The following is a 24,753-nucleotide window of genomic DNA, read 5'->3' on the forward strand; positions in this document are numbered from 1 at the left end:
AGTCTTGCCGGCCGTGCGCCGTGTCAGCGCAAGACGGCGTGTATCAAACGACTGCGCTGCCCGCGATGAAAGCAAGCACCAGGAAGATCAGGAAGATGATCAGGGCGATGGCGAAGAGCACGCGCGCGATCGTCGCGGTTGCCGCCGAGACGCCCGAAAAACCGAGAAAACCTGTAATCAGCGAGATCACCAGGAAGATAAGCGCCCATTTCAGCATGGAAGGTTCCTTTTTCGATTCTGCCCGGATTGACGCGCAGTATCGGAAAAAGTTCCATGTGCGGAAAACGGACACGCCGCCGCATGGAGACGGCGGCGTGTTCCTGAGGGTGGCTTTCTTCCTCAGTCCGCCTTGCTGCGGCGGGCCGGGAACAGGATGATGTCGCGGATCGACGGCGCGTTGGTGAGCAGCATGATCAACCGGTCGACGCCGATGCCCAAGCCCCCGGCGGGGGGCATGCCCTGGTCGATGGCGTCGAGGAATTCGTCGTCCAGCTGCTTTGCCTTTTCGCCGCGCGCGTGCGCCTGCTCCAGCTGCTCGACCATGCGGGCGCGCTGCTCTTCCGGATCGTTGAGTTCCGAGAAGGCGTTGCCGAGTTCCCAGGTGTTGCAATAGGTTTCGAAGCGTTCGACGAGGCGCGGCTCGCCCGGCACTTCCTTGGCAAACGGCGAGATGTCTTTCGGGAAATGCGTCACATGCGCCGGCTGGATCAGCGTTGGCTCAACCTTCTCCTCGAAGATGAAGGCGAGGCATTCGCCCCATGTCGCATCCTTTTCGATCTCGAAACCGGCAGCCTTGGCCGCTGCGCGGGCCTCCTCGTCGGTCTTGAGGCTGAGGAAATCGATACCGGTCGCTTCCTTCACGGCATCCGGCATCGGCACCCGGCGGAACGGCCCCCTGAAGGAGATTTCCTTGTCGACGAAGGTGAACTCCGTGCCGCCATGGATTGATATTGCGAGCTCCGTGAACAGGCGTTCGACGAGGTCCATCATGTCCTCGTAGTCGGCATAGGCCCAGTAGCACTCCATCATGGTGAACTCGGGATTGTGCCGGGTGGAAACGCCTTCGTTGCGGAAGTTGCGATTGATCTCGAACACCTTGTCGGTGAGGCCGGAAACCAGGGTGCGCTTGAGGTAGAGCTCCGGTGCGATGCGCAGGAACATGTCGAGCTTCAGCGTGTTGTGATGCGTCTTGAAGGGCTCGGCCGTCGCGCCGCCATAGACCGACTGCAGCATCGGCGTCTCGACTTCCAGGAAGCCGTCACTCTCCATGAAACGGCGAATGCCGGAGACGATCTTCGAGCGCTGCAGGAAGCGGAGCTTCGAGTCGTCATTGGTCATGATGTCGAGATGGCGCTTGCGGTAGCGCAGTTCGATGTCGGACAGGCCATGCCACTTTTCGGGCATCGGCAGCAGCGACTTGGTCAGCATGGTAATTTCTTGCGCATTGATCGTCAGTTCGCCGCGCTTGGTGCGACGCACGACGCCGGTCACGCCGATGATGTCGCCGATGTCGATCATTGGCAGCAGCGCGCGCGCCTTCTCCGGAGTCGTATCCTTGTGGGAAAAGATCTGAATCTTGCCGCCGGCATCCCGGATATCCATGAACATACCGGAATTGCGCGAGGAATAGACGCGGCCGGCGACGGTGACGATGTCCTGCGTTTCCGTGTCGGGCTCGAGGCTCTCGTATTTTTCCGCCAGCTCGCCATTGGTTATCGTGCGGTGGAAATGCGCCGGATAGACGTCGCCGATCTGCTCGCGCAAGAGCTTCAGCTTCTGGGCGCGCACTTCGGTCACGTCGGAGGAGAGGGCTGTTTCCTGCTTATCTCTCGATGAAGCGGTAGTTTGGAATCCCATCAAGTCTTTCATCGTCTTTTCCTTACTTGCCGCTACCCGCCATCGAGGCGATGACCTGGCTCGCGACCTTCAGGCGCTGGCGCACGACCGAGCGACCAAGGATCGCCATCGAATCAAACAGCGGCAGCGAGCGGGAGGAGCCCGAAACAGCGATGAACAGCGGCGCCACGACGACCTTGAGCTTCTTGTCGAGGCGCTCTGCGACGGCGCGCAGCTCTGCTTCGATCGATTCGACATTCCATTCGAGGATTCTTTCGAGTGACGGCTGCACGTCGTTGAAGATCGCCACCAACTCTTCCGGGGAAGACTTCACCTTGGCAAAGGACGAGGTGTCGAGGCTAAGATCGGACTTGAACAGGAAGCCCGCGAGATCCGGCAATTCGCCGAGCTTGGTGATGCGCGACTGCGAGAGTTTGAGGCCCTGCCTGATGCGGTCGTTTTCCATCGCCCAGGACAAGACCCGCGTGGCGAATTCATCTTCGCTCAACCCTTCGCGCAGCCAGCGGCCGTTCAGCCAGTCGAGCTTCTGGATATCGAAGATCGCGCCGGCCTTCGACAGGTTGGCCGGGTCGAACTTTTCGGCGAGTTGATCCATGCTCAGCATCTCTTCGCCTTCGGCGATCTGGATGAAGAACAGGCCGAGGAAGTTCATCAGCGCCTCCGGCAGGTAGCCGAGCGCCGTATAATAGGAGATCGAGGTCGGGTTCTTGCGCTTCGACAACTTCGACTTGTCGGCATTGCGCATCAGCGACAGGTGCATGAACACCGGCGGCTCGAGGCCGAGATACTGATAGATCAGGATGTGCTTCGGCACCGAGGACAGCCATTCCTCGCCGCGCGCCACATGGGTGATCTTCATCAGGTGGTCATCGACGACATTGGCCATGTGATAGGTCGGCATGCCGTCGGCCTTGAGCAGCACCTGCATGTCGACGGCATCCCACGGGATGTCGACTTCGCCATAGACGCCGTCGACGAATTTGCAGGAGCCTTCGGTCGGGATTTTCATGCGCACCACGTGCGGCTCGCCCGCGGCGACGCGGCTGGTTACTTCCTCGGCCGACAGATGCAGGCAGAGGCCGTCATATTTCGGCTGCTTGCCGCTTGCGCGCTGGGCCTCGCGCATTTCCGCCAGCCGCTCGGGCGTGCAGAAGCAGCGGAAGCCATGGCCGGCCTCGACGATTTTCTCGACATAAGGCTTGTAGATGTCCTTGCGGTCGCTCTGGCGGTAAGGACCATAGGGGCCGCCGATATCCGGCCCTTCCGACCACTTCAGACCACACCATTTCAGCGCGTCCAGGACCTTCTGCTCGAATTCCGGCGTCGAGCGGGTCGCGTCGGTGTCCTCGATGCGCAGGATGAACTCGCCGCCCCGTTTCTGCGCGAAGAGATAGTTGAACAGCGCGATATAGGCGGTGCCGACATGGGGCTCGCCGGTGGGAGAAGGTGCGATGCGCACCCGGACTGGTCTGTCTGTCATGATCCTGGCCCGTGCTTTACGTGCTTTCGGCCTTGCGGCCGGAGAATGCTGTCCGGATGCGAAGGCGCATGCTTTTAAAGGGAAGGAAGTGCCCGATTGATGCCTGAAATGGCGGAAAATACCGGAAATTCCATTTGGCTGGCGTGAGACCATATTCAAAAGGGCGCGTCAAGGAAAACTGCGCCTCGATGGGTCTCATCAGCCTTTCAAAAGGCAGTTGACAAAATCTACCATTCGATTTACTTAACCATTAAGTTAATTAACTTTCTGGTTTAATACAAATGACCCCGGATCGCCTTAGCACGACCCTCTCGGCTCTCGCCGACCCGACGCGCCGGGCGATCCTGGCGCGGCTGGCATCGGGCGAGGCATCGGTGAACGAACTGGCCGAGCCCTTCGCGATGAGCCTGCCTGCGGTTTCCAAACACCTGAAGGTGCTGGAAAAGGCAGGGCTGATTAGCCGCGGCAGGGAGGCGCAGTGGCGCCCCTGCAAGCTGGAGGCGGGGCCGCTCAAGGACTTGAACGCCTGGCTTGAAAACTACCGCCGCTTTTGGGACGAAAGCTTCGACAGGCTGGATCTCTATCTGCAGAAGCTTCAAAGGGGAGATGAGAATGACCGCAAGAGCTGAATTCGTGCCGGCCGATAAGGCGAACCTCGTATTGACCCGGACGTTCAATGCTCCGGCGGCGCTGGTCTACAAGGTCTGGACGGACCCGTATCACCTCGCTCAGTGGTGGGGGCCGCATTGCTTTACCAACCCCGTCTGCGAGGTCGACCTCAGGCCGGGCGGTGTCATCCGCATCCATATGAAGGGTCCCGACGGGCGCATGTATCCGTCGAACGGCACCTTCAAGGAGATCGTTGAAAATGAGCGCCTGGTCTTCACCAGCACCTATGACGGCGAGGACGGCGTCACCATGCTGGAAGCCCTCAATACGGTCACTTTCACCGAGAAGGACGGCAAGACAGAGTTGACCCTCCATGCGCAGGTGCTCAGGGCAACCGAAGCCATGGCCCCGGCGCTCGACGGTATGGAGGAAGGCTGGAGCCAGAGCCTCGAAAAGCTGGCAACGGTTGTCGCCGCTGCGGCGGAAACCGCCGGCTGACTTTTTTGCTTACCCCTGCCTGAAAGCACATACCCTCAATGCTTTCAGGCAGGTCTCAATCCATCCCGTTTCAGGAACCCGAATATGTTGAAAATTCTGCTGATTATTGTTGCTGTCATCGTTGTCGTGCTGCTCGCCGTCGTTGTTTTCGCCTCAACCAAGCCGGATGTCTTCCACGTCGAGCGAACGGCGACGATCAATGCGCCGCCGGAGAAAATCTTCCCGCTGATCAACGATTTCCACCAGTGGCAGTCCTGGTCGCCCTATGAAAAGCTCGACACGTCGATGACCCGCTCGATCACCGGTGCTGAAAGCGGGCAGGGGGCCGTCTACGCCTGGGACGGCAGCGGCAAGGCCGGGGCAGGGCGGATGGAGATTGTCGAATCGGCGCCGTCCTCGAAAATCCTGATCAAGCTCGATTTCAGCCGCCCGTTCGAGGCCCACAACACGGCCACCTTCACGCTTGCGCGAGCGGCTCAAGGGACAACGGTGACGTGGGCGATGGACGGGGCGAGCCCATTGATCGCCAAGGTCATGGGCCTGTTCTTCGACATGGATCAGATGATCGGCAAGGACTTTGCGCAGGGCCTGGAAAACCTCAAGGCGATCGCGGAAAAATAGTCGAAAAGGGTGGAACTATTGCTGCCGTAGGCCGTTTTTCTCGTGAGGAATGCGGGTCCGTGACAACCGGACGCGAGGGACATGGAGAACACGGAGATTTTTCCGGTTTCTCTTCGTGGCCAACGAAAAGGCAGACGAGCTCCTACCCCTTCGGCTTCGCATCCCTCACTGTGTGCAAAGGTTGAAAAGCCTCGGGATGGGCGGTCCCGGGGCTTTTTCACGCGCATGCGTTCCGTGGTCTCGTCCTGCAGAACCCCCCGGTAGAAACGACACGATGAAGCCGGGGCAGCCTGACCCCGGCTTCTCTTTGTGTGGTTACTGTTTCAGCGCCTTTTCCCTCTGCCGCTTGCGGCGCGACAGCATGTTGAGCACCTCGACCAAGGCCGAGAAGGCCATGGCGGCATAGACGTAGCCCTTCGGCACGTGGAAGCCGGCACCTTCGGCGATCAGCGTCGTGCCGATCATCAGGAGGAAGCCGAGCGCCAGCATGACGATTGTCGGGTTCTTCTCGATGAAACGGGCGAGCGGGCCGGAGGCGACCAGCATGACCGTCACTGCGACGATGACGGAGACCACCATGATCGGCAGATGCGGCGTCATGCCGACGGCGGTGATGATGCTGTCGACGGAGAAGACGAGATCGAGCAGCAGGATCTGGCCGATCGCGGCGGCGAAGCCGGTCGTCACCGAGCTTGCGATGAAATCCTCATCGTGATCCACCGGATCGACATTATGGTGGATTTCCTTTGTGGCCTTCCAGACGAGGAACAGGCCGCCGGCGATCAGGATCATGTCCTTCCAGGAGAAACCATGGCCGAAGGCTTCGAACACCGGCGTCGTCAATTGCACGATCCAGGCGACCGTCCCGAGCAACGCAAGCCGCATGACCAGCGCGAGGCCGATGCCGACGCGGCGGGCACTTTCGCGATGCACTGCTGGTAGTTTATTGGTCAGGATCGAGATGAAAATGAGGTTGTCGATGCCGAGCACGACTTCCATGACGATCAGCGTGATCAGGGCGATCCAGGCAGTGGGTTCTTGCATGAGGAGCAAAATGTCCTGCATCGGGGTGGTTCCTTCCTCGATTCAAAGGGCACATAGGGAACCCGCGCAACCGTGAGGCAGCGCGGGCGAAAATGATTTCCCTATGTATGCGGAATCTGTGTCGTGACAAGCGCTGAAGGTTGATCAGGCGGCCAGGGATACCGTTAATTCTCCGCCTGGCTCGCTATTCAGGTCCGCCGCGGCCCGTATGCGGCCATGAAGACGCGAACGGCGCCGCTGATGACCCGATCGATCTCCTCGGGCCGCGGCGCGGTTTCCATTGTTCCGAAGAGGCGCAGCTTGAAGAAGCTGCCGCTGGCGAGGTCGAGAAACTGCCCCGCCGCCAGGTCGATGTCATCGATGTTCAGGCTGCCCGCGGCGACCTTATACTCCAGAAATTCCCGGACGACCGCCCGCAGATTCTCCGGTCCTTTGAAGAAGCGCTGGCAAAGGGCCGGCATCCGGTCGCGGACGCCGAGGACGATGCGCATCGCGTTGATGACCTTTTCGTCGGTCATATGCGTGACGAAGTGGACGCCGAATTTATAAAGGCTGGTCTCGACAGCATCCTCATGCTCGGCCAGCGCCGTGCGGACCGAGGCGAGGAACAGTGCGCGCTGGCGTTCGATCATTGCCGAAAACAGGTCTTCCTTGTTCTCGAAATAGACATAGATGGTGCCCTTCGAGACGCCCGCTTCCCGGGTGATGTCGTTCATGCTGGCGGCATCGAAGCCGACGCTCATGAAGACGCGCTTGGCCCCTTCGATGATCTGCTCGCGTTTTGCCGGGTCTTCGCCTGCCGCGCGCCGGCCGGGTGAGAGGCCCTGGTCGAGCAAACAACCATCGCCTTCCTTGGTTTCTGCCAATTTTTCTTCGTATCCGGACATTCTTGTCTCGTCGTTAACTTTCTCGAACTGATCGGTTCGATTTCCCCTTGATATGCGATCGAATTGGCGTTATGTCAATCGAACTGAACGGTTCGGTTCGAATTCTCCCATAAAGGGTTGGTGACGCAATATGTCAGTTTCAAGCAAGACCGGTGCTGCGCATGTTCGCCCCGTAGGCGACGATTTCGAAGCTCCGAACGAACAGATCGTGGCACCGGAGGCCAAGAGCGTAACCGAGCCCGCCACCGAAGCGCAAGCGGTGCCACAGGTCGCCGCCGCTGAGGAAAAGCCGGCGCCGAAGCGCCGCAAGCTTCTGATGCCCATGATCGGCCTCGCTGCGCTCGCTGCAGGCAGCTGGTACGGCTACGACTGGTGGACCAACGGTCGCTTCATGATCTCGACCGACGATGCCTATATCGAGGGCGATATCGCGTCGATCTCGCCGAAGGTTTCCGGCTATGTCGAGAAGGTCAATGTCGTTGCCAACCAGCATGTGAAGGCCGGCGATCCGCTGATCACGCTCGACAAGGAAGATTACCGGATCGCTGCCGACCAGGCTGAGGCGCAGATCGATACAGAAAAGCTGTCGCTGCAGCGCTTCGATGCACAGATCGCCGGCGCCAAGGCCAGCCTGCAGCAGACGCAAGCCCAGAAAACCGCTCTTGAGGCGACCGTGCGGGGTGCCGAAATCACGCTCAAGCGTGCCAGCGACCTCCAGTCAAAGGCAGTCGGTACGGTCGCCGACCTCGACAGCGCGCAGGTCGCGCTCGATCAGGTCAGGGCCAACCTCGCCGGTGCCGATGCCAATATCGTCGCCGCGACCGCCAACATTGCGGTCCTGACCGCGCAGCGCGCCGAAGCCGAAAGCACCATCCGCTCGCTCGAACTGGCCCGCGACAAGGCCGAACGGGACCTGGGCTTCACGGTCCTGAAAGCGCCGTATGACGGCATCGTCGGCAATCTGGCCGTTCAGGACGGGGACCTGGTCTCCGCCGGCCAGCGGCTGGCTGCCCTCGTTCCGGTCGATCAGCTCTATATCGACGCCAATTTCAAGGAAACCCAGATCGCCCATATGGTTCCGGGCTCGAAGGTCAATATCCACGTGGACGCGTTCGACGAGGAGCCGATCGTCGGCACCGTGCAGTCGATCTCGCCGGCCTCCGGCTCGGTCTTCTCGCTGCTGCCGGCTGAAAACGCCACGGGTAACTTCACCAAGGTGATCCAGCGGGTGCCGGTTCGCATCGTCTTCCCGAGGGACGTGCTGGACAGCGGCCGGTTGCGCGCGGGCCTCAGCGTCGTCGTCGATGTCGATACCCGCACGGCGCCGCGCAAGCAGGATGTCGCCGCGGTCAAGTGATGGGGTGCCCGCTGATAGCCTTATTCGTTCGACCAAGCCCCTCACCCCTAGCCCTCTCCCGCAAGCAGGGAGAGGGGACTAGCTCGGAATTCGCGGCTTGGTCCTTCTCCCCGTAAAAACGGGGAGAAGGTGCCCGAAGGGCGGATGAGGGGCGTCTCGCGATGAACCATCGTCCGGAAGCCGGATGAAAGCTACGCATTTTACGTTCATGACCAAGATGGCCGCACCGTTCGTCGGAACGGGAGCCGGCCGGGAGCAAGAGCCGATGGCTGCTACTGCCACCGCGGGCACGATCCCGCTTCCTGCCGCCGGTGCTGAAGAGCGGATGGATCCGAAGCGCTTGATCGCCTTCTTCGCGATGGTCTTCGGCATGTTCATGTCGATCCTCGACATCCAGATCGTCTCGGCCTCGCTTGCGGAAATCCAGGCGGGCCTCAGCGCCGGCTCCGATGAGGTCGCCTGGGTGCAGACGGCCTACCTGATCGCCGAAGTGATCATGATCCCGCTCTCGGGCACGCTGGCGCGCATCGTCTCCACCCGCGTCCTGTTTTCGGTTTCGGCCGCCGGCTTCACCATTGCGAGCGCGCTTGCGGCAACCGCCACCAATATCGACCAGATGATCGTCTACCGCGCGCTGCAGGGTTTTATCGGCGGAGGCATGATCCCGTCGGTGTTCGCGGCCGCGTTCACGATCTTTCCGCCCTCCAAGCGCAGCATCGTCTCGCCGATCATCGGCCTTGTCGCGACGCTCGCCCCGACCATCGGCCCGACGGTTGGCGGTTATCTCAGCCATGCCTTCTCCTGGCACTGGCTGTTTTTGGTCAATATCATTCCCGGCATTCTGGTGACGATCATCACCTGGAACTTCATCGACTTCGACAAGCCGGAACATGGCCTGATGAAGAAGTTCGACTGGTGGGGCCTATTCTCCATGGCCGTGTTCCTCGGCACGCTCGAATATGTGCTCGAGGAAGGCAACGCGAATGATTGGTTCAGCGACGAATTTATCCTGATGGGGGCCGTCGCCTCCGCGATCGGCGCCCTGGTATTCTTCTACCGCGCCTTCAAGGTCGAGTTCCCGATCGTCGATCTGAGAGCGTTCGCCAACCGCAATTTCGCCTTCGGTTCGCTGTTCTCCTTTGTCATGGGCATCGGGCTTTATGGGCTCACCTACCTTTATCCGCTCTATCTCGGCCGGATCCGCGGCTATGATTCGCTGATGATCGGCGAGACGATGTTCGTTTCCGGCCTTGCGATGTTCTGCACGGCGCCGGTGGCCGGCAAGCTCTCGACCAAGCTCGATCCGCGCGTGATGATGGCGATCGGCTTTGCCAGCTTTGCGACCGGCACCTGGCTCATGAGTCACATGACGGCCGACTGGGATTTCTACGAGCTTCTCGTCCCACAGATCCTGCGCGGCTTTGGTCTGATGCTCTGCATGGTGCCGATCAACAACGTCGCCCTCGGGACGCTGTCTCCGGAAAGGGTTCGCGGCGCCTCGGGCCTGTTCAACCTGACCCGCAACCTCGGCGGCGCTGTCGGCCTTGCCGCAATCAACACCATCCTGACCCAGCGCCAGGAAGAGCACTATGCGCGGCTGCAGGAACATGTTCAGTGGGGCAACCCGGAAGCCATTGACCAACTCAACAATATGATCGCGAAATACAATACGCACGGTCTCGATGGTGCGACGATCGCCATCCAGAAGCTCTCCGGCATGGTGCAGCAGCAGGCGACGATCCTGTCCTTTATCGATGTCTTCCTGATTCTCACCTTCCTGTTCGCAGCCTTGGTCGTCGGCGCCTTCCTGATCAAGAAACCGCAGTCAGCCCCAAGCGGTGGCGGCGGCGGCCACTGACCTGCCCCTGTCGCGAAAATCTCTATACGCCCCCGGTTTGATCAACCAGAATGCCCTGAGGTAATACTTCGGGGCATTCTGCATGAATGGCGAAACCTTTCTCCGGCTTTCCAAGGGGCAGCCTTGCGCTCCGCACTGGAGGGCTAATTATCGTTTGGCCTGTTTCAGGGGCACGAGCAGCCGATGATCTACAGCCGGGCGGGCGCGATCTGTTCGAGCCGGGAGAAGCGATGGCGGTGTTGCCTCACGAGCGCCTTCAGCAAACGTCTTGCCTGGTGTCACGCCGCGTGCCAAACCGCCTTCAAAATGGCGGAATAATTTTCTGATTTACGTACCTCAAATTTTCCGTTAAGGGTTCTCGCGGAGGAAACATGCGCCCGACAGTTCACGATATTGCCGCTGCGGCGGGAGTCAGCCTTGCGACCGTCGACCGCGTCTTGAACCAGCGCGCAGGCGTCCGCAAGGTGACGCGCGAGAGGGTCGAGCAGGTCATCGAGCGCATCGGCTATGTCCGGGACATGGCGGCCGCGAACCTCGCCAAAAGCCGTGTCTATTCCTTCGTCTTCATCCTGCCTTCGGGCGACAATTCCTTCATGCGCGGCCTTGAAGTGCAGGTGCATGCGGCGATGGCCCGCGCGCCGTTGGAGCGGATGGTGATTTCCATCGTCAAGGTGCCGGCCTTCAACGCCGAAGCTCTGGTTACGGCGTTGGACGAGGTCCGCGCAACTGCTCCGGCCGGCGTGGCGGTGGTGGCCGTTGAATCCCCGGATGTGATTGCGGCCGTAAACCGCCTGCGAGCCGACCGCATTCCGGTGGTGACGCTGGTTTCCGATCTGGCCGGCTCGGCACGCGATCATTTCGCCGGCGTGGACAACGTTGCGGCAGGGCGAACGGCGGCAAGCCTGCTCGGCCGCTTTCTCGGTGGCCGACCGGGGCCAATCGCAGTGCTTGCCGGTTCGATGCTGGTGCGCGACCATCGAGAACGCCTCGACGGGTTTCGCGCGGTGCTGAACGAGGATTTTCCCGGCCGCACGCTGCTGCCGGTTATCGAGGGACAGGATGATCCTGTTCTGGCGGAAAAGCTTGTCGGCGAGGCGCTCGCCGCATCGCCGGGAACCGTGGGCATTTACAGTCTCGGTGCCGGCAATCGCGGCCTGATCGCCGCCTTGAAACAGCGAAAAAACGCCCCGCCGGTCTGCGTCGTCGCCCATGAGTTGACGCGGCATACGCGCGCGGCGCTGAATGAAGGGCTGATCGACGCAGTTCTCAATCAGGATGCTGGCCACGAAGTGCGCAGCGCCGTGCGGGTGCTGAAGGCCAAGGCCGATGGCGCCGCGGTGATCGGTGCGCAGGAGCGCATCTATATCGACATTTTCCTGAAGGACAATTTGCCCTTCGATGAAGGTGACGAAAACCAACGGCCCGAACAGGGCGAAGAACTTTAGGGAGACCTTCATGTATCTGGGGATTGACCTCGGCACGTCCGGGGTAAAGGCGCTATTGATCGACGAGGGCCAGCGGGTTGTCGGTTCGGCGTCGGGCGCTATCGACGTCTTGCGTCCGCTTCCCGGCTGGTCGGAGCAGAATCCGGCGGACTGGATCCGGGCGACGGAGGAGGCGATCGCCGGGCTGAGGGCGTCGCATCCGGCGGAACTTGCCGCCGTCAAGGGTATCGGCCTTTCCGGCCACATGCATGGCGCGACACTGCTCGATGCCGAGGACAAGGTGCTGCGCCCTTGCATCCTCTGGAACGATACGCGCAGCTTCAGCCAAGCGGCGGCCCTGGATGCCGATCCCCAGTTCCGCGCCCTGACCGGCAATATCGTCTTTCCCGGGTTCACCGCGCCGAAGCTCGTCTGGGTCGCTGAAAACGAACCGGACATCTTTGCCAAGGTCCGTTGGGTACTCCTGCCCAAGGATTACCTTCGTCTGTGGCTGACAGGCGAGCATATCTCGGAAATGTCCGATTCCGCCGGGACCTCGTGGCTGGATACCGGCAAGCGCGCCTGGTCGGAAAGCCTGCTTTCCGCTACCGGCCTCAAGGAGCGGCAGATGCCGAGCCTCATCGAGGGCACCGAGGCGGGCGGCACGCTGAAAAGCGATCTCGCCGCCAGGTGGGGTATGGGCTCGGGTGTCGTCGTTGCCGGCGGTGCCGGCGACAATGCGGCGTCCGCCTGCGGCATGGGCACGGTCGGCGAGGGCAATGCCTTCGTTTCGCTCGGCACGTCGGGCGTCCTGTTCGCCGCCAATTCCAGCTACCTGCCCAATCCGGAAAGCGCCGTGCATGCCTTCTGCCATGCGCTGCCCAGCACCTGGCACCAGATGGGCGTCATCCTGTCGGCGACCGATGCGCTCAACTGGCATTCCGGCGTCACCGGCAAAAGTGCCAGCGAGCTAACGGGGGAACTCGGCGAAACGCTCAAGGCGCCCTCCGGCGTGACCTTCCTGCCGTATCTTTCCGGTGAACGCACGCCGCACAACGATGCCGCCATCCGCGGCGTCTTTGCCGGGCTCGGCCATGAAAGCAGCCGCGCCGTCCTGACCCAGGCGGTGCTCGAAGGTGTGTCCTTTGCGCTCCGCGACAGCCTGGAGGCCCTCAAGGCCGCCGGCACCGATCTGTCCCGCGTCACCGCCATCGGCGGCGGTTCGCGTTCGCGCTACTGGCTGAAGTCGATCGCGACCGCGCTCGGCATTCCCGTCGATATTCCCGCGGATGGCGATTTCGGCGCGGCCTTCGGCGCTGCCCGCCTCGGCCTCGTTGCCGCCACCAAAGCTGATCCGTTGTCGGTTTTCACCGCGCCCGTGACCGCCGAAACCGTGCAGCCCAACGGCTCGCTTCGCGGGGCGTATGAAGATACCTATCAGCGCTATCGCCGGCTCTATCCGGCGATCCGCGACGCCTACCGACTATCCCAAGACCAAGAGAGGAAATATCCATGAGCACCGGTTTCTTCGGCGATATTGCCAAGATCAAATATGAAGGCCCCGACAGCACCAATCCGCTGGCCTTCCGCCACTACCAGCCGGACGAGATCGTCCTCGGCAAACGCATGGAAGATCATCTGCGCTTTGCCGTCGCCTACTGGCACACCTTCACCTGGCCGGGTGGCGATCCCTTCGGCGGCCAGACCTTCCTGCGTCCGTGGTTCGAAGACACGATGCAGGCCGCCAAGCTGAAGGCTGACGTCGCCTTCGAATTCTTCTCGCTGCTCGGCGCGCCCTACTACTGTTTCCACGACGCCGACGTGCGTCCGGAAGGCAAGACCTTTGCCGAGAACACCAAGAACCTCAACGAGATCGTCGACTATTTCGCCGAAAAGCAGGCCGCGACCGGCGTCAAGCTGCTCTGGGGCACGGCAAACCTGTTCTCCAACCGCCGCTTCATGTCGGGTGCCGCGACCAATCCGGATCCGGACGTCTTCGCGTTTTCGGCGGCGACGGTGAAGACCTGCATGGATGCGACGCAAAAACTCGGCGGCGAGAACTACGTTCTCTGGGGCGGCCGCGAAGGCTATGAAACCCTGCTCAACACCGACCTGAAGCGCGAGCTGGATCAGCTCGGCCGCTTCCTCAATCTCGTCGTCGAGTACAAGCACAAGATCGGCTTCAAGGGCACGATCCTGATCGAGCCGAAGCCGCAGGAGCCGACCAAGCATCAGTATGACTACGACGTCGCGACGGTTTACGGCTTCCTCAAGAAGAACGGTCTCGAAAACGAAGTGAAGGTCAACATCGAGCAGGGCCACGCGATCCTGGCCGGCCATTCCTTCGAGCATGAGCTGGCGCTCGCCAACGCGCTCGGCATCTTCGGCTCGATCGACATGAATCGCAACGACTACCAGTCCGGCTGGGATACCGACCAGTTCCCGAACAACGTTCCGGAAATGGCGCTCGCCTACTACCAGGTGCTGGCAGGCGGCGGTTTCAAGACCGGCGGCACTAACTTCGACGCCAAGCTGCGCCGCCAGTCGATCGATCCGGCGGATCTTTTGATCGGCCATATCGGCGGCATGGATTGCTGCGCCCGCGGCCTGAGGGCGGCAGCGAAGATGATCGACGACAAGGCGCTGTCGCAGCCGCTCGCCGATCGTTATGCCGGCTGGGATTCGGCCGAAAGCCAGAAAATGCTGCGCGGCGAATATTCGCTGGAAGAGATCGCCGAGTGGGTCGAAAGCAAGGACATCAACCCGCAGCCGAAATCCGGCAAGCAGGAACTCTTGGAAAACGTCGTCAACCGCTACGTCTAATGCAGCTTGATTTCAGGGAGAGAGCCGGGAGCGAGAGCTTCCCGGCTCGTTTTACGACCTGATGTGGCATGCTGCGAGCCAGGGGTTGCGAGAGGCTGCAGCAGCTGTGTGCCGGATGCGGACGCTCTGGAAAAAATTGCCGCACGACGCGATGATGCCTTAACCGCGCCGAGCCGCTTCGATTACCCCCACGTCGATCTTCCTCATTGTCATCATCGCATCAAAGGCGCGCTTTGCTTGATCACCGCCTGCCGCGAGCGCTTCGGTCAGTACGCGCGGCGTGATCTGCCAGGACACACCCCACTTGTCTTTGCACCAGCCGCAATCACTTTCCTGGCCGCCATTGCCGACGATCGCATTCCAGTAGCGGTCGGTTTCCACCTGATCGTCAGTTGCGATCTGAAAGGAGAAGGCTTCGTTGTGTTTGAACGCGGAACCGCCGTTCAATCCGATACAAGGAATACCCGCGACAGTGAATTCTACGACCAATACGTCTCCCTCTTTACCGTCGGGATAATTTCCAGGTGCACGAATGATAGCCCCCACTGCACTGTCGGGAAATGTCTCGGCGTAGAAGCGGGCGGCGGCCTCTGCGTCTTTGTCGTACCATAGGCAGATGGTGTTCTTCGTCATTGCGCGGTCCTCCGTATTTAAAAGCCCAATTTCGCCTTGCCATTTATGCGCGCGGTGCGTTCGGTCGTCACCGACCGCATTCGGAGATTGAATGCGCGCGTGCGCCTAACGTTCCTGCGGCAGCGCATGAAAGGTTGTGCCGCTTCGCGACCGAATGCAAGCGGTGATGCAATCGGGCGACGGTGCGCTTTAGCGAGCGAAGTCGTTTGAAGATGCTGCGCCGGCGAGTATTCGCTGGAGCGGATCAATCGCGACCGAAGTCCGGCGAAGGCGGCTCACCGTCTCCCGGGCGACTGTCTGAATGACCGGCTGGAAACCGAAATGGAATTTCCGCACGGATCCTTGGCGTTGGCGAACACATAGCCGTCTGCTCGGTGCAGCGATCCGAATTCAAGTCCCTCGCCGGCGCATTTGGTACAGAAAGCTTCGACATCCTCGACGTCGAAGACCAGTTTCACCAACGATTGGCCCATCTTCTGGGCCTTGCCCGCCGGGTGAATCATCAGATTGACGCCGTCATCGGATGCAACGAGCTCGATGATCCGGTCGTTTGCCTGCCGGAGTGGCTTGAAAGCGAAATGCTTTTCATAGAAGCCGACCATGGCCTCCACGTTCCGCGCATAAAGAACAAGTCGGCCGAGTCGCAAAGCCGCGCTCCCTATCACCATATGCGCGACGGTGCCGAAACCGAATTGCGCACGACGAGATCGGGACGCAGCAGGATTTCCGTTTCGGCTGGGCGCCCGTCGGACAGCAGTTCCAACAAAAGCGCCATTGCGTGCTTGCCGATCAACGTGCGCGGCTGGCGGATGGTCGTGAGGGCCGGGCTCATGAAGACCGCCTGCGGCACATCGTCGAAGCCCGTCACTGAAAAGTCCCGCGGGATATTGTAGCCGCGCGCCTTGAGGCCGATCATCACGCCGATGGCAGTCTGGTCGTTGACGCACATGAAGGCGGTCGGCAGCGTGTCGCGCATGAAAAGCTGCTCGACCGCCAGCCTTCCGCTTTCGATCGTGCCGTCGCCTTCGAGCACGATGCGCAGATCGGCACCGACACCGGCTGCGTCCAGCCCTGCCTCATAGCCCATGCGCCGCCGGCTGTAGGCAAGGCGGGTACGGGAATCGCCGATGAAGGCGATCTTGCGATGACCCTCGGCAAGCAGGAGGTCGACGGCCTTGCGGGCACCTTCGATATCGTCGACGCCGACATAAGGTATGCCGCCGTTGAACACCGGTTCGAAGACGCCGACGCTGGGCGGCAGGCGCGCGGTCATGGCCTGGTGGCCGAAGGGCAGAATGCCGGTGAACAGGATGAGCCCGGCCGCCTGGTTGGAATTGAGAAACTTCAGATATTCCAGCCCGCGCTGGGCGTCGTTCTGAGTGTGGCCGATCAGCACGCCGTAGCCATGCGATCGCGCCTCGTTCTCGAGCCCGACCAGAATGTTGGAGAAGTTCGGGTCACCGATGTCGGGCGCCACGACAAGAATCATATTCGACCGGCCAAGCCTCAGACTGCGCGCCATGGCATTGGTCGTGTAGCCGGTAACGGCAATTGCCTGGTTCACCTTGAGCCGCGTCGAGTTCGCCACCTTCTCCGGCATGTGGATTGCCCGCGAGACCGTCGCGATCGAAACCTCGGCGATGCGGGCGACGTCCTCGATTGTTGCCGGCGTGGAATTCGACACTGCGTTCTGCCCTGGGTTCGGTCTCGGCGGGACACTACACAGACTTGTCCGGTGGTCAAAGCCCGCCTGGAGAAATTCCCTGTTATGTCCTGATGTAAACCTTTACATGATCTATGTAAAGGTTTACACAACATCCAAGCGGATGGGAACCGCAGGGAGGGACGTGATGGGTTCGGAGACCGTCGACGCCGGCACGGTGGTGCTGTCCGCGAGGCGAATAAGCAAGTCGTTCAGCGGCGTGCAGGTGCTCTTCAGCGTCAATTTCGACCTGCGTGCGGGCGAAATTCACGCACTGATGGGCGAGAACGGTGCCGGCAAATCGACCCTCGTCAAGATCCTGTCCGGTTTCGAACAGCCCACCTCCGGCGAAATCATTCTCGATGGCAATCCGGTCAAGTTGCCGCCTAATGGCGCGGCCGAAGCGCTCGGCATCGTCATCATTCACCAGGAACTCAACCTCGCCGAACACCTGACCGTCACCGAGAGCCTGTTCCTCGGCCGCGAAGTCACCCGTTTCGGCGTGCTCGATCGCAAGTACATGCGCTCTGAGGCGCGCCGCGTCCTTGATCTTCTCGGCTCGCATGTCGATGAAAACGCGCTGATCAGCACGCTTTCGATCGCCGACAAGCAGATGGTCGAGATTGCCAAGGCCATCAGCCGTGATGCGCGGGTGGTGATCATGGACGAGCCAACCGCCGTCCTGTCGCGCGCCGAGACCAATTTCTTGTTCAGGCAGGTGCGCAAGCTGCGCGATCAAGGCACGAGCTTCGTTTTCGTGTCCCACAAGCTCGACGAGGTCATGGAATTGACTGACCGGGTGACGGTCCTGCGCGACGGCCAGTGGATCAAGACGTCGCCGACGGCGATGCTCGACGGAGAATCGATCGCCCAGCTGATGGTCGGCCGCGAGCTGTCCAAGCTCTATCCGGCCAAGCGCGAGCCGGATGTCGATGAAGAGGTCATGCTCAGCGTCAACGCGCTTTCGACCGGCTATGTCCGCGATGCGAGCTTCGACGTGCGCAAGGGCGAGATCCTCGGCTTCTCCGGCATGATCGGCTCGGGCCGCACGGAGTTGATGGAGGCGGTTGCCGGGCTCAGGTCTCGCGCTTCCGGTGAGGTGGTCATCAAGGGGGAAGCGGTGCCGTCAGGCGATGTTCACGCGGCAAACCGTTGCGGCCTCGCCTACATGACCAAGGACCGCAAGTCCAAGGGACTGCTCCTCAATTCGCGCATGACCGCCAATCTGACACTGCAGTCGCTAGAGAGGCACGGCAAGCTCGGTTATCTCAGCCCCGCCAGCGAGGCATCTGCGCTGGAGCGGGCGCGCCGGCGCTTCGACATCCGCGTGCGCGACGGCAATGTGGTCGCCGGCCGCATGTCGGGCGGTAACCAGCAGAAGCTGCTTCTCGCCAAGGTTATGGAGATCGAGCCCGATATCATCATCATCGACGAGCCGACCCGTGGCATCGATGTCGGCACCAAGCAACAGATCTATCACTTCATCGCGGCGCTCGCCCGCGACGGCCGCTCGATCATCGTCGTCTCGTCGGAAATGCCGGAGGTCATCGGGCTTTGCACGCGCGTCGCGGTCATGCGCGAAGGGCGGATCGTCGGCATGCTGGAGGGGGAGGAAATTTCCGAACAGGAGATCGTGCGTTACGCAGCGGGACTGAAGAAGAAGGCGGTCGCCTGACTGCGCGAAAAGACGCACGAGGCCCTTGAAGCGAATTCCCATGGATCATGGGACGGGAGGTTGATTTGGTTATGAGCGTGAATGAGGAAACCGGGGAAATCCGGCGCCGGACCTGGCGGGATATCGATCTTCGGGCTATCGCGCCCTTTGCGGCATTGGTGGTGCTCCTGATCCTCGGGGCGATCGTCAACCCGAATTTCATCGGCATCACCAACCTCGCCAACGTCGCGACCCGCAGCGCCTTCATCGCCATCATCGCCGTTGGCGCGACCTTCGTGATCTCCTCGGGCGATCTTGATCTATCCGTCGGTTCGATGGTTGCCTTCGTCGCAAGCCTGATGATCCTGTTCATGAATTCGGGCGTCATCGCCGATCCCGCCCTGATGCTGACCGCAGCCGTTCTCTTCACGGTCATTGCGGGTGCCCTCTGCGGTCTTGCGAACGGTCTGATCACCACAGTCGGCCGGATCGAGCCATTTATTGCGACGCTGGGTACGATGGGCATCTATCGCGGCCTGACCACCTGGCTGTCGCAGGGCGGGGCGATCACGCTGCGTGAACCGGAACTCCAGGAAATGTATCGGCCGGCCTATTTCGGCTCGATCCTCGGCATGCCGGTTCCGATCGCGGTGATCCTCGCCGTCACCTGCGTTGCGGCCTTCGTGCTGTATCGCACCCGTTATGGCCGGCATGTGGTCGCCGTCGGTTCCAGCAGCGACGTCGCCCGCTATTCCGGCATTCCGGTCAATCGTGTGCGCACCATCGCCTTCGTCATCCAGGGGCTGTGCGTGGCGATCGCGGTTCTTCTCTACGTACCGCGCCTCGGCTCGACCTCGGCAACGACGGGCATTCTCTGGGAGCTCCAGGCCATCACCGCCGTCGTGGTCGGCGGCACGGCGCTCAAAGGCGGGGCGGGACGTGTGTGGGGCACGATCTGCGGCGCCTTCATCCTCGAGCTTGTCGGTAACATCATGCTGCTTTCCAATTTCATCAGTGAATATCTGATCGGCGCCATCCAGGGCGCGATCATCATTATCGCGATGCTCGTGCAGCGCTCGCTTGTGCGGAAATCGTGAATAACCGGGTTCATGGGTCGCCCGGTCGGAAGACTAAAGGACCCGCATTTACCAGGGAGAGAGAAACATGCGTAAAGGACTAATGGGCGTTGCAGCCGTCGCCATGATGGCGCTGACCGGCGTGGCCCACGCGCAGGAGGAGAAGAAGGTCACGATCGGCGTTTCGATCCCGGCCGCCGACCATGGCTGGACGGCAGGTGTCGTCTTTCACGCCGAGCGCGTCGCCAAGCTTCTGATGGAGCAGCATCCGGGCCTCAACGTCATCGTCAAGACGTCGCCGGATCCGGCAAGCCAGGCGAATGCCGTGCAGGATCTTGAGACCCAGGGCATCGACGCCCTCGTCATCCTGCCGTCCGATCCGGATCCGCTGGTCAATGCCATCAAGGAAGTCAAGGGCAAGGGCACGTTCGTCGCGCTCGTCGACCGCGCGCCGAGCGTCAATGACAACACGGTCCGCGATCTCTACGTCGCCGGCAACAACCCGGCACTCGGCCAGACAGCCGGCGAATATATCAAGGCAACGACGCCGGACGCCGAAGTCGTCGTCATCCGTGGTCTGCCGATCCCGATCGACCAGCAGCGCCAGGATGGTTTCGACAAAGGCATCGAAGGCTCCAGCGTCAAGGTTCTCGACCGCCAGTTCGGTAACTGGAACCGCGACGACGCGTTCAAGGTCATGCAGGACTATCTGACCAAGTACCCGAAGATCGACGTGGTCTGGTGTCAGGACGACGACATGGCCGTCGGCGTGTTGCAGGCAATCGATCAGGCCAAGCGCACGGACATCCAATATGTGGTCGCCGGCGCCGGCTCGAAGGACATGGTCAAGAAGGTCATGGATGGCGACAAGATGATCCCGGTCGATGTGCTCTATCCGCCGGCAATGGTTGGTACGGCTCTCGAGATGACGGTCGCCAACTTCTACGGTCAGGTTCCCGTTCGCGGCACCTACACGATCGACGCGACGCTGATCACCAAGGATAATGCGAAGGATTTCTACTTCCCGGATTCGCCGTTCTGATCCGGATCTGACACTTGGGCTGCCTGTCGCGCGATGCGGCGGGCAGCTTTTCATTTTCACCATGATTTCCCGAAAATTTGAGCCGAAGCTGATTGCCCGATAGCGCAAACATGGTAGCTTCCGGGCGCCCTGCAACGTTTCAGGTTAAGCCGTTGCTACTATATCGGTCGGCGACGGCGCGGTTTTTCAGGATTTGATCGATGTGGCCGGGGTGAGCGGCACTTCTTTCGACGGAGGAGACGACAGATGAAGACCATCAAGGGCCCCGCGCTCTTTCTTGCACAATTCGCCGGTGACACTGCCCCGTTCAATTCCTGGGGAGAGATCACCAAATGGGCCGCCGATTGCGGTTACAAGGGCGTGCAGGTGCCGAGCTGGGACGGACGCCTGATCGACCTGAGACAAGCCGCTGAATCCAAGGCCTACTGCGACGAGTTCGCAGGCAAGGCGCGCGACAACGGCATCGAGGTCACCGAGCTTTCGACCCATCTCCAAGGCCAGCTCGTTGCCGTGCATCCAGCCTATGATGAAGCCTTCGACGGTTTTGCTGCGCCCGAAGTGCGCGGCAATCCGAAGGCACGCCAGCAATGGGCGGTCGATCAGGTCAAGCTGGCGCTGACGGCGTCGAAAAATCTCGGCCTCGCCGCGATGGCGAGCTTTTCCGGCGCGCTTGCCTGGCCCTTCGTCTATCCCTGGCCACAGCGCCCGGCCGGTCTCGTCGAGACCGCCTTCGATGAACTTGCCCGGCGCTGGAGGCCGATCCTCGACCACGCCGAAGATTGCGGTGTCGATGTCTGCTACGAGATCCACCCCGGCGAAGACCTGCATGACGGCATCACCTACGAGATGTTCCTGGAGCGCACCGGCAACCACGCGCGCGCCAACATGCTCTACGACCCCTCGCACTACGTGCTGCAGTGCCTCGACTATCTGGAAAACATCGACATCTACAAGGATCGCATCCGGATGTTCCACGTCAAGGACGCGGAGTTCAACCCGACCGGCCGTCAGGGCGTCTATGGCGGCTATCAGGGCTGGGTCAACCGGGCCGGCCGTTTCCGCTCGCTCGGCGATGGCCACGTCGATTTCGGCGCGATCTTCTCGAAAATGGCAGCCAACGATTTTGCCGGCTGGGCCGTGGTCGAATGGGAATGCGCCCTGAAGCATCCGGAGGACGGCGCGCGGGAAGGCGCTGAATTCGTCAAGCACCACATCATCCGCGTCACCGAAAAGGCCTTTGACGACTTCGCCGACAGCGGCACCGACGAGGCGGCCAACCGGCGCATGCTCGGGCTTTGAGACCCCTTCTCCCCAGCGGGGAGAAGGTGGCCCGAAGGGCCGGATGAGGGGGCGACTAACTCCGAATTCGCCGAGAGACCCCCTCATCGCCTCGCATGCGCTCGGCTCTTCTCCCCGCTGGGGAGAAGAGGTAGCTGACCGCTGACCTAGGAGCTCTCCACAAACACAATTTCAATTCAAGGAGCAAAACATGGCAATTGAAGGAACCACAGAGGTTCGCGAAAAGCGTATTCGGCTCGGCATGGTCGGCGGCGGTTCCGGTGCGTTCATCGGCGCGGTCCACCGCATGGCGGCCCGTCTTGACGATCATTTCGAGTTGGTCGCCGGCGCGCTGTCGTCGACGCCGGAAAAGGCCAAGATCTCCGGCGCCGAACTCGGCCTTGATCCCACGCGCAGCTATTCCGATTTCAAGGAAATGGCCATCCGCGAGGCCAAGCTGAAAAACGGCATAGAGGCGGTCGCCATCGTCACGCCGAACCATGTGCATTACGAGGCTGCCAAGGAATTCCTGAAGCGCGGCATCCACGTGATCTGCGACAAGCCGCTGACTTCAACGCTATCGGACGCGAGGAAACTGAAGAAGCTGGCCGACGACAGCGATGCCCTCTTCGTGCTGACGCACAATTATACCGGCTATCCGATGGTGCGGCAGGCGCGGGAAATGGTCGCGAACAGCGATATTGGCGCGGTCCGGCTGGTGCAGATGGAATATCCGCAGGACTGGTTGACGGAAAACATTGAACAATCCGGCCAGAAGCAGGCCGCCTGGCGCACAGATCCATCCAAGTCCGGCGCCGGCGGCTCGACCGGCGATATCGGCACCCATGCCTATAATCTCGGCGCCTTCGTCTCGGGCCTCGAACTGGAAGAGCTTGCCGCCGATCTTGACAGTTTCGTCGAAGGCCGGGCGCTGGACGACAACGCCCATGTGATGATGCGCTTCAAGGAGAAGAACGGGCAGCGCGCCAAAGGCATGCTCTGGTGCAGCCAGGTTGCGCCGGGCCACGAGAACGGCCTGATGGTCCGCGTCTACGGCACCAAGGGCGGGCTGGAATGGACGCAGAAGGACCCGAACTATCTCTGGTATACGCCATTCGGCGAGCCGAAGCGGCTGATCACCCGTGCCGGGGCGGGTGCCGGCCCGTCCGCCGCCCGCGTCTCGCGCATCCCCTCCGGCCATCCGGAAGGCTATCTCGAAGGCTTCGCCAATATCTATACCGAGGCCGCCCGCGCCATATATGCCCGGCGCAAGGGCGACGCGGCCGATCCGGCTGTCATCTATCCGACAATCGATGATGGCATGAAGGGCATGGTGTTCGTCGATGCTTGCGTGCAGTCGTCCACGCGCAATGGGGCCTGGATCAAGGTCTGATCAATCGTGTCAGGCGCTGTCGCGGACGTTTCGCGGTAGCGCCTGTTTGGCAGCACCTCTTTTTGGCTTGGGCGCCGCCGCGTGGGCGCGAACTGCCCAAAGCGAGAGCGTATCGGGATCATCCATGACCTCGGCCGGCACTTCGTAGTAGCTTGTGACCGTCACCTTTTCCGCACGGCTCGAATATTGAAACGGCAATGTGCCCATTGCTTCGAAGGCGGCACGACCTTCGCTGTCCACTCTCAGGTAGAGAGAGCCCTTCATGACGAAACCGAATTGAACACCGTCCGCCTTCAGCGCAACCCCGCCGAAAAACCGCGATGTCGAAACCGGCCCGACGCCGTGGATGCGATCTGCAAAGTCGCGGGCCAAATCAAACGCGGAGGCGATGCTCACGCTTCGACGCCTTGCTCCGCAGGATCGAAGAAGCCGCTGATATGATGCAGGCGGCCATCGTCTGTCAGCGTTGCAAAGCTCGTGCCTGTCTGCAGTATGCCACCATCGGGTCCGTGCAACGCCCAATTGGCGAGTGACCGGCCGTGATGGTGGTGGACCGATCGAATCTGGAAGTGTCCACCCGGCGCGTTCCGTTGGAACTGGCCCATATATGTTGAAAGTTCTGCCGGTCCGTGGATGAGGCCATTCGGATCGCAATAGGTCGCGTCGCCGGCAAGGCAGGTGCCAAGCTCCGTTTCGCGCCCGTCGCCCTCCATCGACCAAACCGCCGCATATCGTTTCCACAGTGCTTCAGATGTCATGGTGAGCCTCCAATTGGTGAAATTCCGCGGCCACGAGCCGCTCAAGCGTCTGTTTGTCCTGACCCGCGCGGACGAGGACCAGCAGGCCCTGATAAAGGGCGAGCAACTTCGTGGCTGCCAGAACGGGATCAGTGCCGGCGCGCAGGGCGCCGTCCTGTTGCGCTGCGAGCAGCCGTTCGGCGAAAACCTTGAAAAGCATCTCCATGCCTGAGCGCACGTGACGGTAGGCGTGCTCGTCGCGGCCAAGTTCCACCGCGGAATTGGTGATCAGGCAGCCGTAGCTTTCGCCGTTCGGCTCATGCATGAGCGATGTGAAAAGGTTACGCAGACCAGCAATGCCGGCGGCAGCCGGGGCAAACCGGTCGATCCGGCCTCCAAGGACGGTCTTGTTGTAGTGCTCGAAAGCGGCATCGAACAATCCTGCCTTGTCGCCGAAGCTGTTGTAGATGCTGCCAGCCTTGAGACCGGTCGCCTCCTCGAGATCCAGGATCGAGACCCCCCGATATCCATCGCGACGGAAAGCATGCATGGCGCCCTTCAGCACGGACGATTCGTCATAGGAGCGGGGACGAGACACGAAGGACCTCTTTTTTGAATGACTATTCTAGAATAGAAATTCAAAAATAATCTGTCAATCCATTATTTGTCCGGAGCGCCGGCAAGACGGCTCCCGAGACAAAAATGGACGTGTCTGACATAAATCTGTAACGTTACAGACTTGCAATATACGCTCTGTACAAGGCCATTTCACTTGGCTAA

At 61.1% G+C, this 24,753-nt stretch carries 24 protein-coding genes; 13 read left to right on the plus strand and 11 right to left on the minus strand.

Going from position 1 to position 24,753, the window contains the following annotated elements; translation table 11 throughout:
* Positions 1-43 precede the first annotated feature (43 nt).
* The 3 genes from ACSQ2Z_RS03830 to gltX form a co-directional block, all read right to left on the minus strand.
* Positions 44-217, minus strand: coding sequence for a DUF1328 domain-containing protein (locus ACSQ2Z_RS03830; protein ID WP_264266696.1), 174 nt, complete (start codon positions 215-217; stop codon positions 44-46).
* A 122-nt stretch (positions 218-339) separates the two neighbouring features.
* Positions 340-1,869 (minus strand): lysine--tRNA ligase, encoded by a 1,530-nt coding sequence (gene lysS / locus ACSQ2Z_RS03835; RefSeq protein WP_436079984.1) that lies wholly within the window; start codon positions 1,867-1,869, stop codon positions 340-342.
* A 10-nt stretch (positions 1,870-1,879) separates the two neighbouring features.
* A complete protein-coding gene (gene gltX, locus ACSQ2Z_RS03840; protein ID WP_436079985.1) occupies positions 1,880-3,337 on the minus strand; it encodes a glutamate--tRNA ligase in 1,458 nt (485 codons plus the stop codon).
* Positions 3,338-3,618: 281 nt separating this feature from the next.
* Here gltX and ACSQ2Z_RS03845 point away from each other — a divergent pair, with 281 nt between their 5' ends.
* The 3 genes from ACSQ2Z_RS03845 to ACSQ2Z_RS03855 all read left to right on the plus strand — a co-directional run bounded on the left by ACSQ2Z_RS03845 (position 3,619) and on the right by ACSQ2Z_RS03855 (position 5,065).
* Entirely contained in the window at positions 3,619-3,966 is a 348-nt protein-coding gene (locus ACSQ2Z_RS03845; protein ID WP_436079986.1) for an ArsR/SmtB family transcription factor, read from the plus strand.
* Positions 3,950-4,444, plus strand: coding sequence for an SRPBCC family protein (locus ACSQ2Z_RS03850; RefSeq protein WP_436079987.1), 495 nt, complete (start codon positions 3,950-3,952; stop codon positions 4,442-4,444). Before ACSQ2Z_RS03845 ends, ACSQ2Z_RS03850 begins: the two co-directional genes overlap by 17 nt.
* An 84-nt stretch (positions 4,445-4,528) precedes the next feature.
* The gene (locus ACSQ2Z_RS03855; RefSeq protein WP_436079988.1) at positions 4,529-5,065 is read left to right on the plus strand and encodes an SRPBCC family protein; all 537 of its coding nucleotides are present in this window, start codon (positions 4,529-4,531) and stop codon (positions 5,063-5,065) included.
* 315 nt (positions 5,066-5,380) lie between these two features.
* Here the strand turns inward: ACSQ2Z_RS03855 and ACSQ2Z_RS03860 are convergent, their stop codons facing one another.
* Positions 5,381-6,130 (minus strand): TerC family protein, encoded by a 750-nt coding sequence (locus ACSQ2Z_RS03860; protein ID WP_436079989.1) that lies wholly within the window; start codon positions 6,128-6,130, stop codon positions 5,381-5,383.
* A 167-nt stretch (positions 6,131-6,297) separates the two neighbouring features.
* Complete coding sequence (locus ACSQ2Z_RS03865) at positions 6,298-6,996, minus strand: TetR/AcrR family transcriptional regulator C-terminal domain-containing protein (protein WP_436079990.1); 699 nt, start codon at positions 6,994-6,996, stop codon at positions 6,298-6,300.
* Between the two features lie 130 nt (positions 6,997-7,126).
* Between ACSQ2Z_RS03865 and ACSQ2Z_RS03870 the strand changes: the two genes are divergently transcribed.
* The 5 genes from ACSQ2Z_RS03870 (at position 7,127) to xylA (ending at position 14,458) form a co-directional block, all read left to right on the plus strand.
* The gene (locus tag ACSQ2Z_RS03870; protein WP_436079991.1) at positions 7,127-8,353 is read left to right on the plus strand and encodes an HlyD family secretion protein; all 1,227 of its coding nucleotides are present in this window, start codon (positions 7,127-7,129) and stop codon (positions 8,351-8,353) included.
* Between the two features lie 265 nt (positions 8,354-8,618).
* Positions 8,619-10,211, plus strand: a complete 1,593-nt coding sequence (locus tag ACSQ2Z_RS03875; RefSeq protein WP_436082973.1) for a DHA2 family efflux MFS transporter permease subunit — start codon at positions 8,619-8,621, stop codon at positions 10,209-10,211.
* A 371-nt stretch (positions 10,212-10,582) separates the two neighbouring features.
* Positions 10,583-11,656, plus strand: a complete 1,074-nt coding sequence (locus ACSQ2Z_RS03880; protein WP_436079992.1) for a LacI family DNA-binding transcriptional regulator — start codon at positions 10,583-10,585, stop codon at positions 11,654-11,656.
* Between the two features lie 10 nt (positions 11,657-11,666).
* Positions 11,667-13,151, plus strand: coding sequence for a xylulokinase (xylB, locus tag ACSQ2Z_RS03885; protein WP_436079993.1), 1,485 nt, complete (start codon positions 11,667-11,669; stop codon positions 13,149-13,151).
* The gene (gene xylA, locus ACSQ2Z_RS03890; protein WP_436079994.1) at positions 13,148-14,458 is read left to right on the plus strand and encodes a xylose isomerase; all 1,311 of its coding nucleotides are present in this window, start codon (positions 13,148-13,150) and stop codon (positions 14,456-14,458) included. The genes xylB and xylA overlap by 4 nt, the downstream gene beginning before the upstream one ends.
* A 159-nt stretch (positions 14,459-14,617) precedes the next feature.
* On the opposite strand, the gene ACSQ2Z_RS03895 is transcribed toward xylA, so the two are convergent.
* The 3 genes from ACSQ2Z_RS03895 to ACSQ2Z_RS03905 all read right to left on the minus strand — a co-directional run bounded on the left by ACSQ2Z_RS03895 (position 14,618) and on the right by ACSQ2Z_RS03905 (position 16,775).
* Positions 14,618-15,091, minus strand: a complete 474-nt coding sequence (locus ACSQ2Z_RS03895; protein ID WP_436079995.1) for a VOC family protein — start codon at positions 15,089-15,091, stop codon at positions 14,618-14,620.
* 275 nt (positions 15,092-15,366) lie between these two features.
* Complete coding sequence (locus tag ACSQ2Z_RS03900; protein WP_436079996.1) at positions 15,367-15,738, minus strand: VOC family protein; 372 nt, start codon at positions 15,736-15,738, stop codon at positions 15,367-15,369.
* Between the two features lie 14 nt (positions 15,739-15,752).
* Entirely contained in the window at positions 15,753-16,775 is a 1,023-nt protein-coding gene (locus ACSQ2Z_RS03905; RefSeq protein ID WP_436079997.1) for a LacI family DNA-binding transcriptional regulator, read from the minus strand.
* Between the two features lie 166 nt (positions 16,776-16,941).
* Between ACSQ2Z_RS03905 and ACSQ2Z_RS03910 the strand changes: the two genes are divergently transcribed.
* The 5 genes from ACSQ2Z_RS03910 to ACSQ2Z_RS03930 all read left to right on the plus strand — a co-directional run bounded on the left by ACSQ2Z_RS03910 (position 16,942) and on the right by ACSQ2Z_RS03930 (position 23,236).
* Positions 16,942-18,468 carry a sugar ABC transporter ATP-binding protein gene (locus tag ACSQ2Z_RS03910; protein ID WP_436079998.1) on the plus strand — a complete coding sequence of 509 codons (1,527 nt, stop codon included), beginning with the start codon at positions 16,942-16,944 and terminating at the stop codon, positions 18,466-18,468.
* Positions 18,469-18,539: 71 nt separating this feature from the next.
* A complete protein-coding gene (locus ACSQ2Z_RS03915; protein WP_436079999.1) occupies positions 18,540-19,544 on the plus strand; it encodes an ABC transporter permease in 1,005 nt (334 codons plus the stop codon).
* Between the two features lie 67 nt (positions 19,545-19,611).
* Positions 19,612-20,565, plus strand: a complete 954-nt coding sequence (locus tag ACSQ2Z_RS03920) for a substrate-binding domain-containing protein (RefSeq protein ID WP_436080000.1) — start codon at positions 19,612-19,614, stop codon at positions 20,563-20,565.
* 246 nt (positions 20,566-20,811) lie between these two features.
* Entirely contained in the window at positions 20,812-21,864 is a 1,053-nt protein-coding gene (locus ACSQ2Z_RS03925) for a sugar phosphate isomerase/epimerase family protein (protein ID WP_436080001.1), read from the plus strand.
* 190 nt (positions 21,865-22,054) lie between these two features.
* A complete protein-coding gene (locus tag ACSQ2Z_RS03930) occupies positions 22,055-23,236 on the plus strand; it encodes a Gfo/Idh/MocA family protein (RefSeq protein WP_436080002.1) in 1,182 nt (393 codons plus the stop codon).
* Between the two features lie 9 nt (positions 23,237-23,245).
* Here ACSQ2Z_RS03930 and ACSQ2Z_RS03935 read toward each other — a convergent pair whose 3' ends face one another.
* Genes ACSQ2Z_RS03935 through ACSQ2Z_RS03945 form a run of 3 tightly spaced genes read right to left on the minus strand, consistent with a single transcriptional unit; the run spans position 23,246 to position 24,571 of the window.
* Positions 23,246-23,632 carry a TfoX/Sxy family protein gene (locus ACSQ2Z_RS03935; RefSeq protein ID WP_436080003.1) on the minus strand — a complete coding sequence of 129 codons (387 nt, stop codon included), beginning with the start codon at positions 23,630-23,632 and terminating at the stop codon, positions 23,246-23,248.
* The gene (locus tag ACSQ2Z_RS03940) at positions 23,629-23,994 is read right to left on the minus strand and encodes a nuclear transport factor 2 family protein (protein WP_436080004.1); all 366 of its coding nucleotides are present in this window, start codon (positions 23,992-23,994) and stop codon (positions 23,629-23,631) included. Before ACSQ2Z_RS03940 ends, ACSQ2Z_RS03935 begins: the two co-directional genes overlap by 4 nt.
* Positions 23,984-24,571 (minus strand): TetR/AcrR family transcriptional regulator, encoded by a 588-nt coding sequence (locus tag ACSQ2Z_RS03945; RefSeq protein ID WP_436080005.1) that lies wholly within the window; start codon positions 24,569-24,571, stop codon positions 23,984-23,986. The genes ACSQ2Z_RS03940 and ACSQ2Z_RS03945 overlap by 11 nt, the downstream gene beginning before the upstream one ends.
* Between the last annotated feature and the right edge of the window lie 182 nt (positions 24,572-24,753).

Origin of the sequence: Pararhizobium sp. LjRoot235, from assembly GCF_964254145.1 — a bacterium.
GTDB lineage: Bacteria > Pseudomonadota > Alphaproteobacteria > Rhizobiales > Rhizobiaceae > Pararhizobium.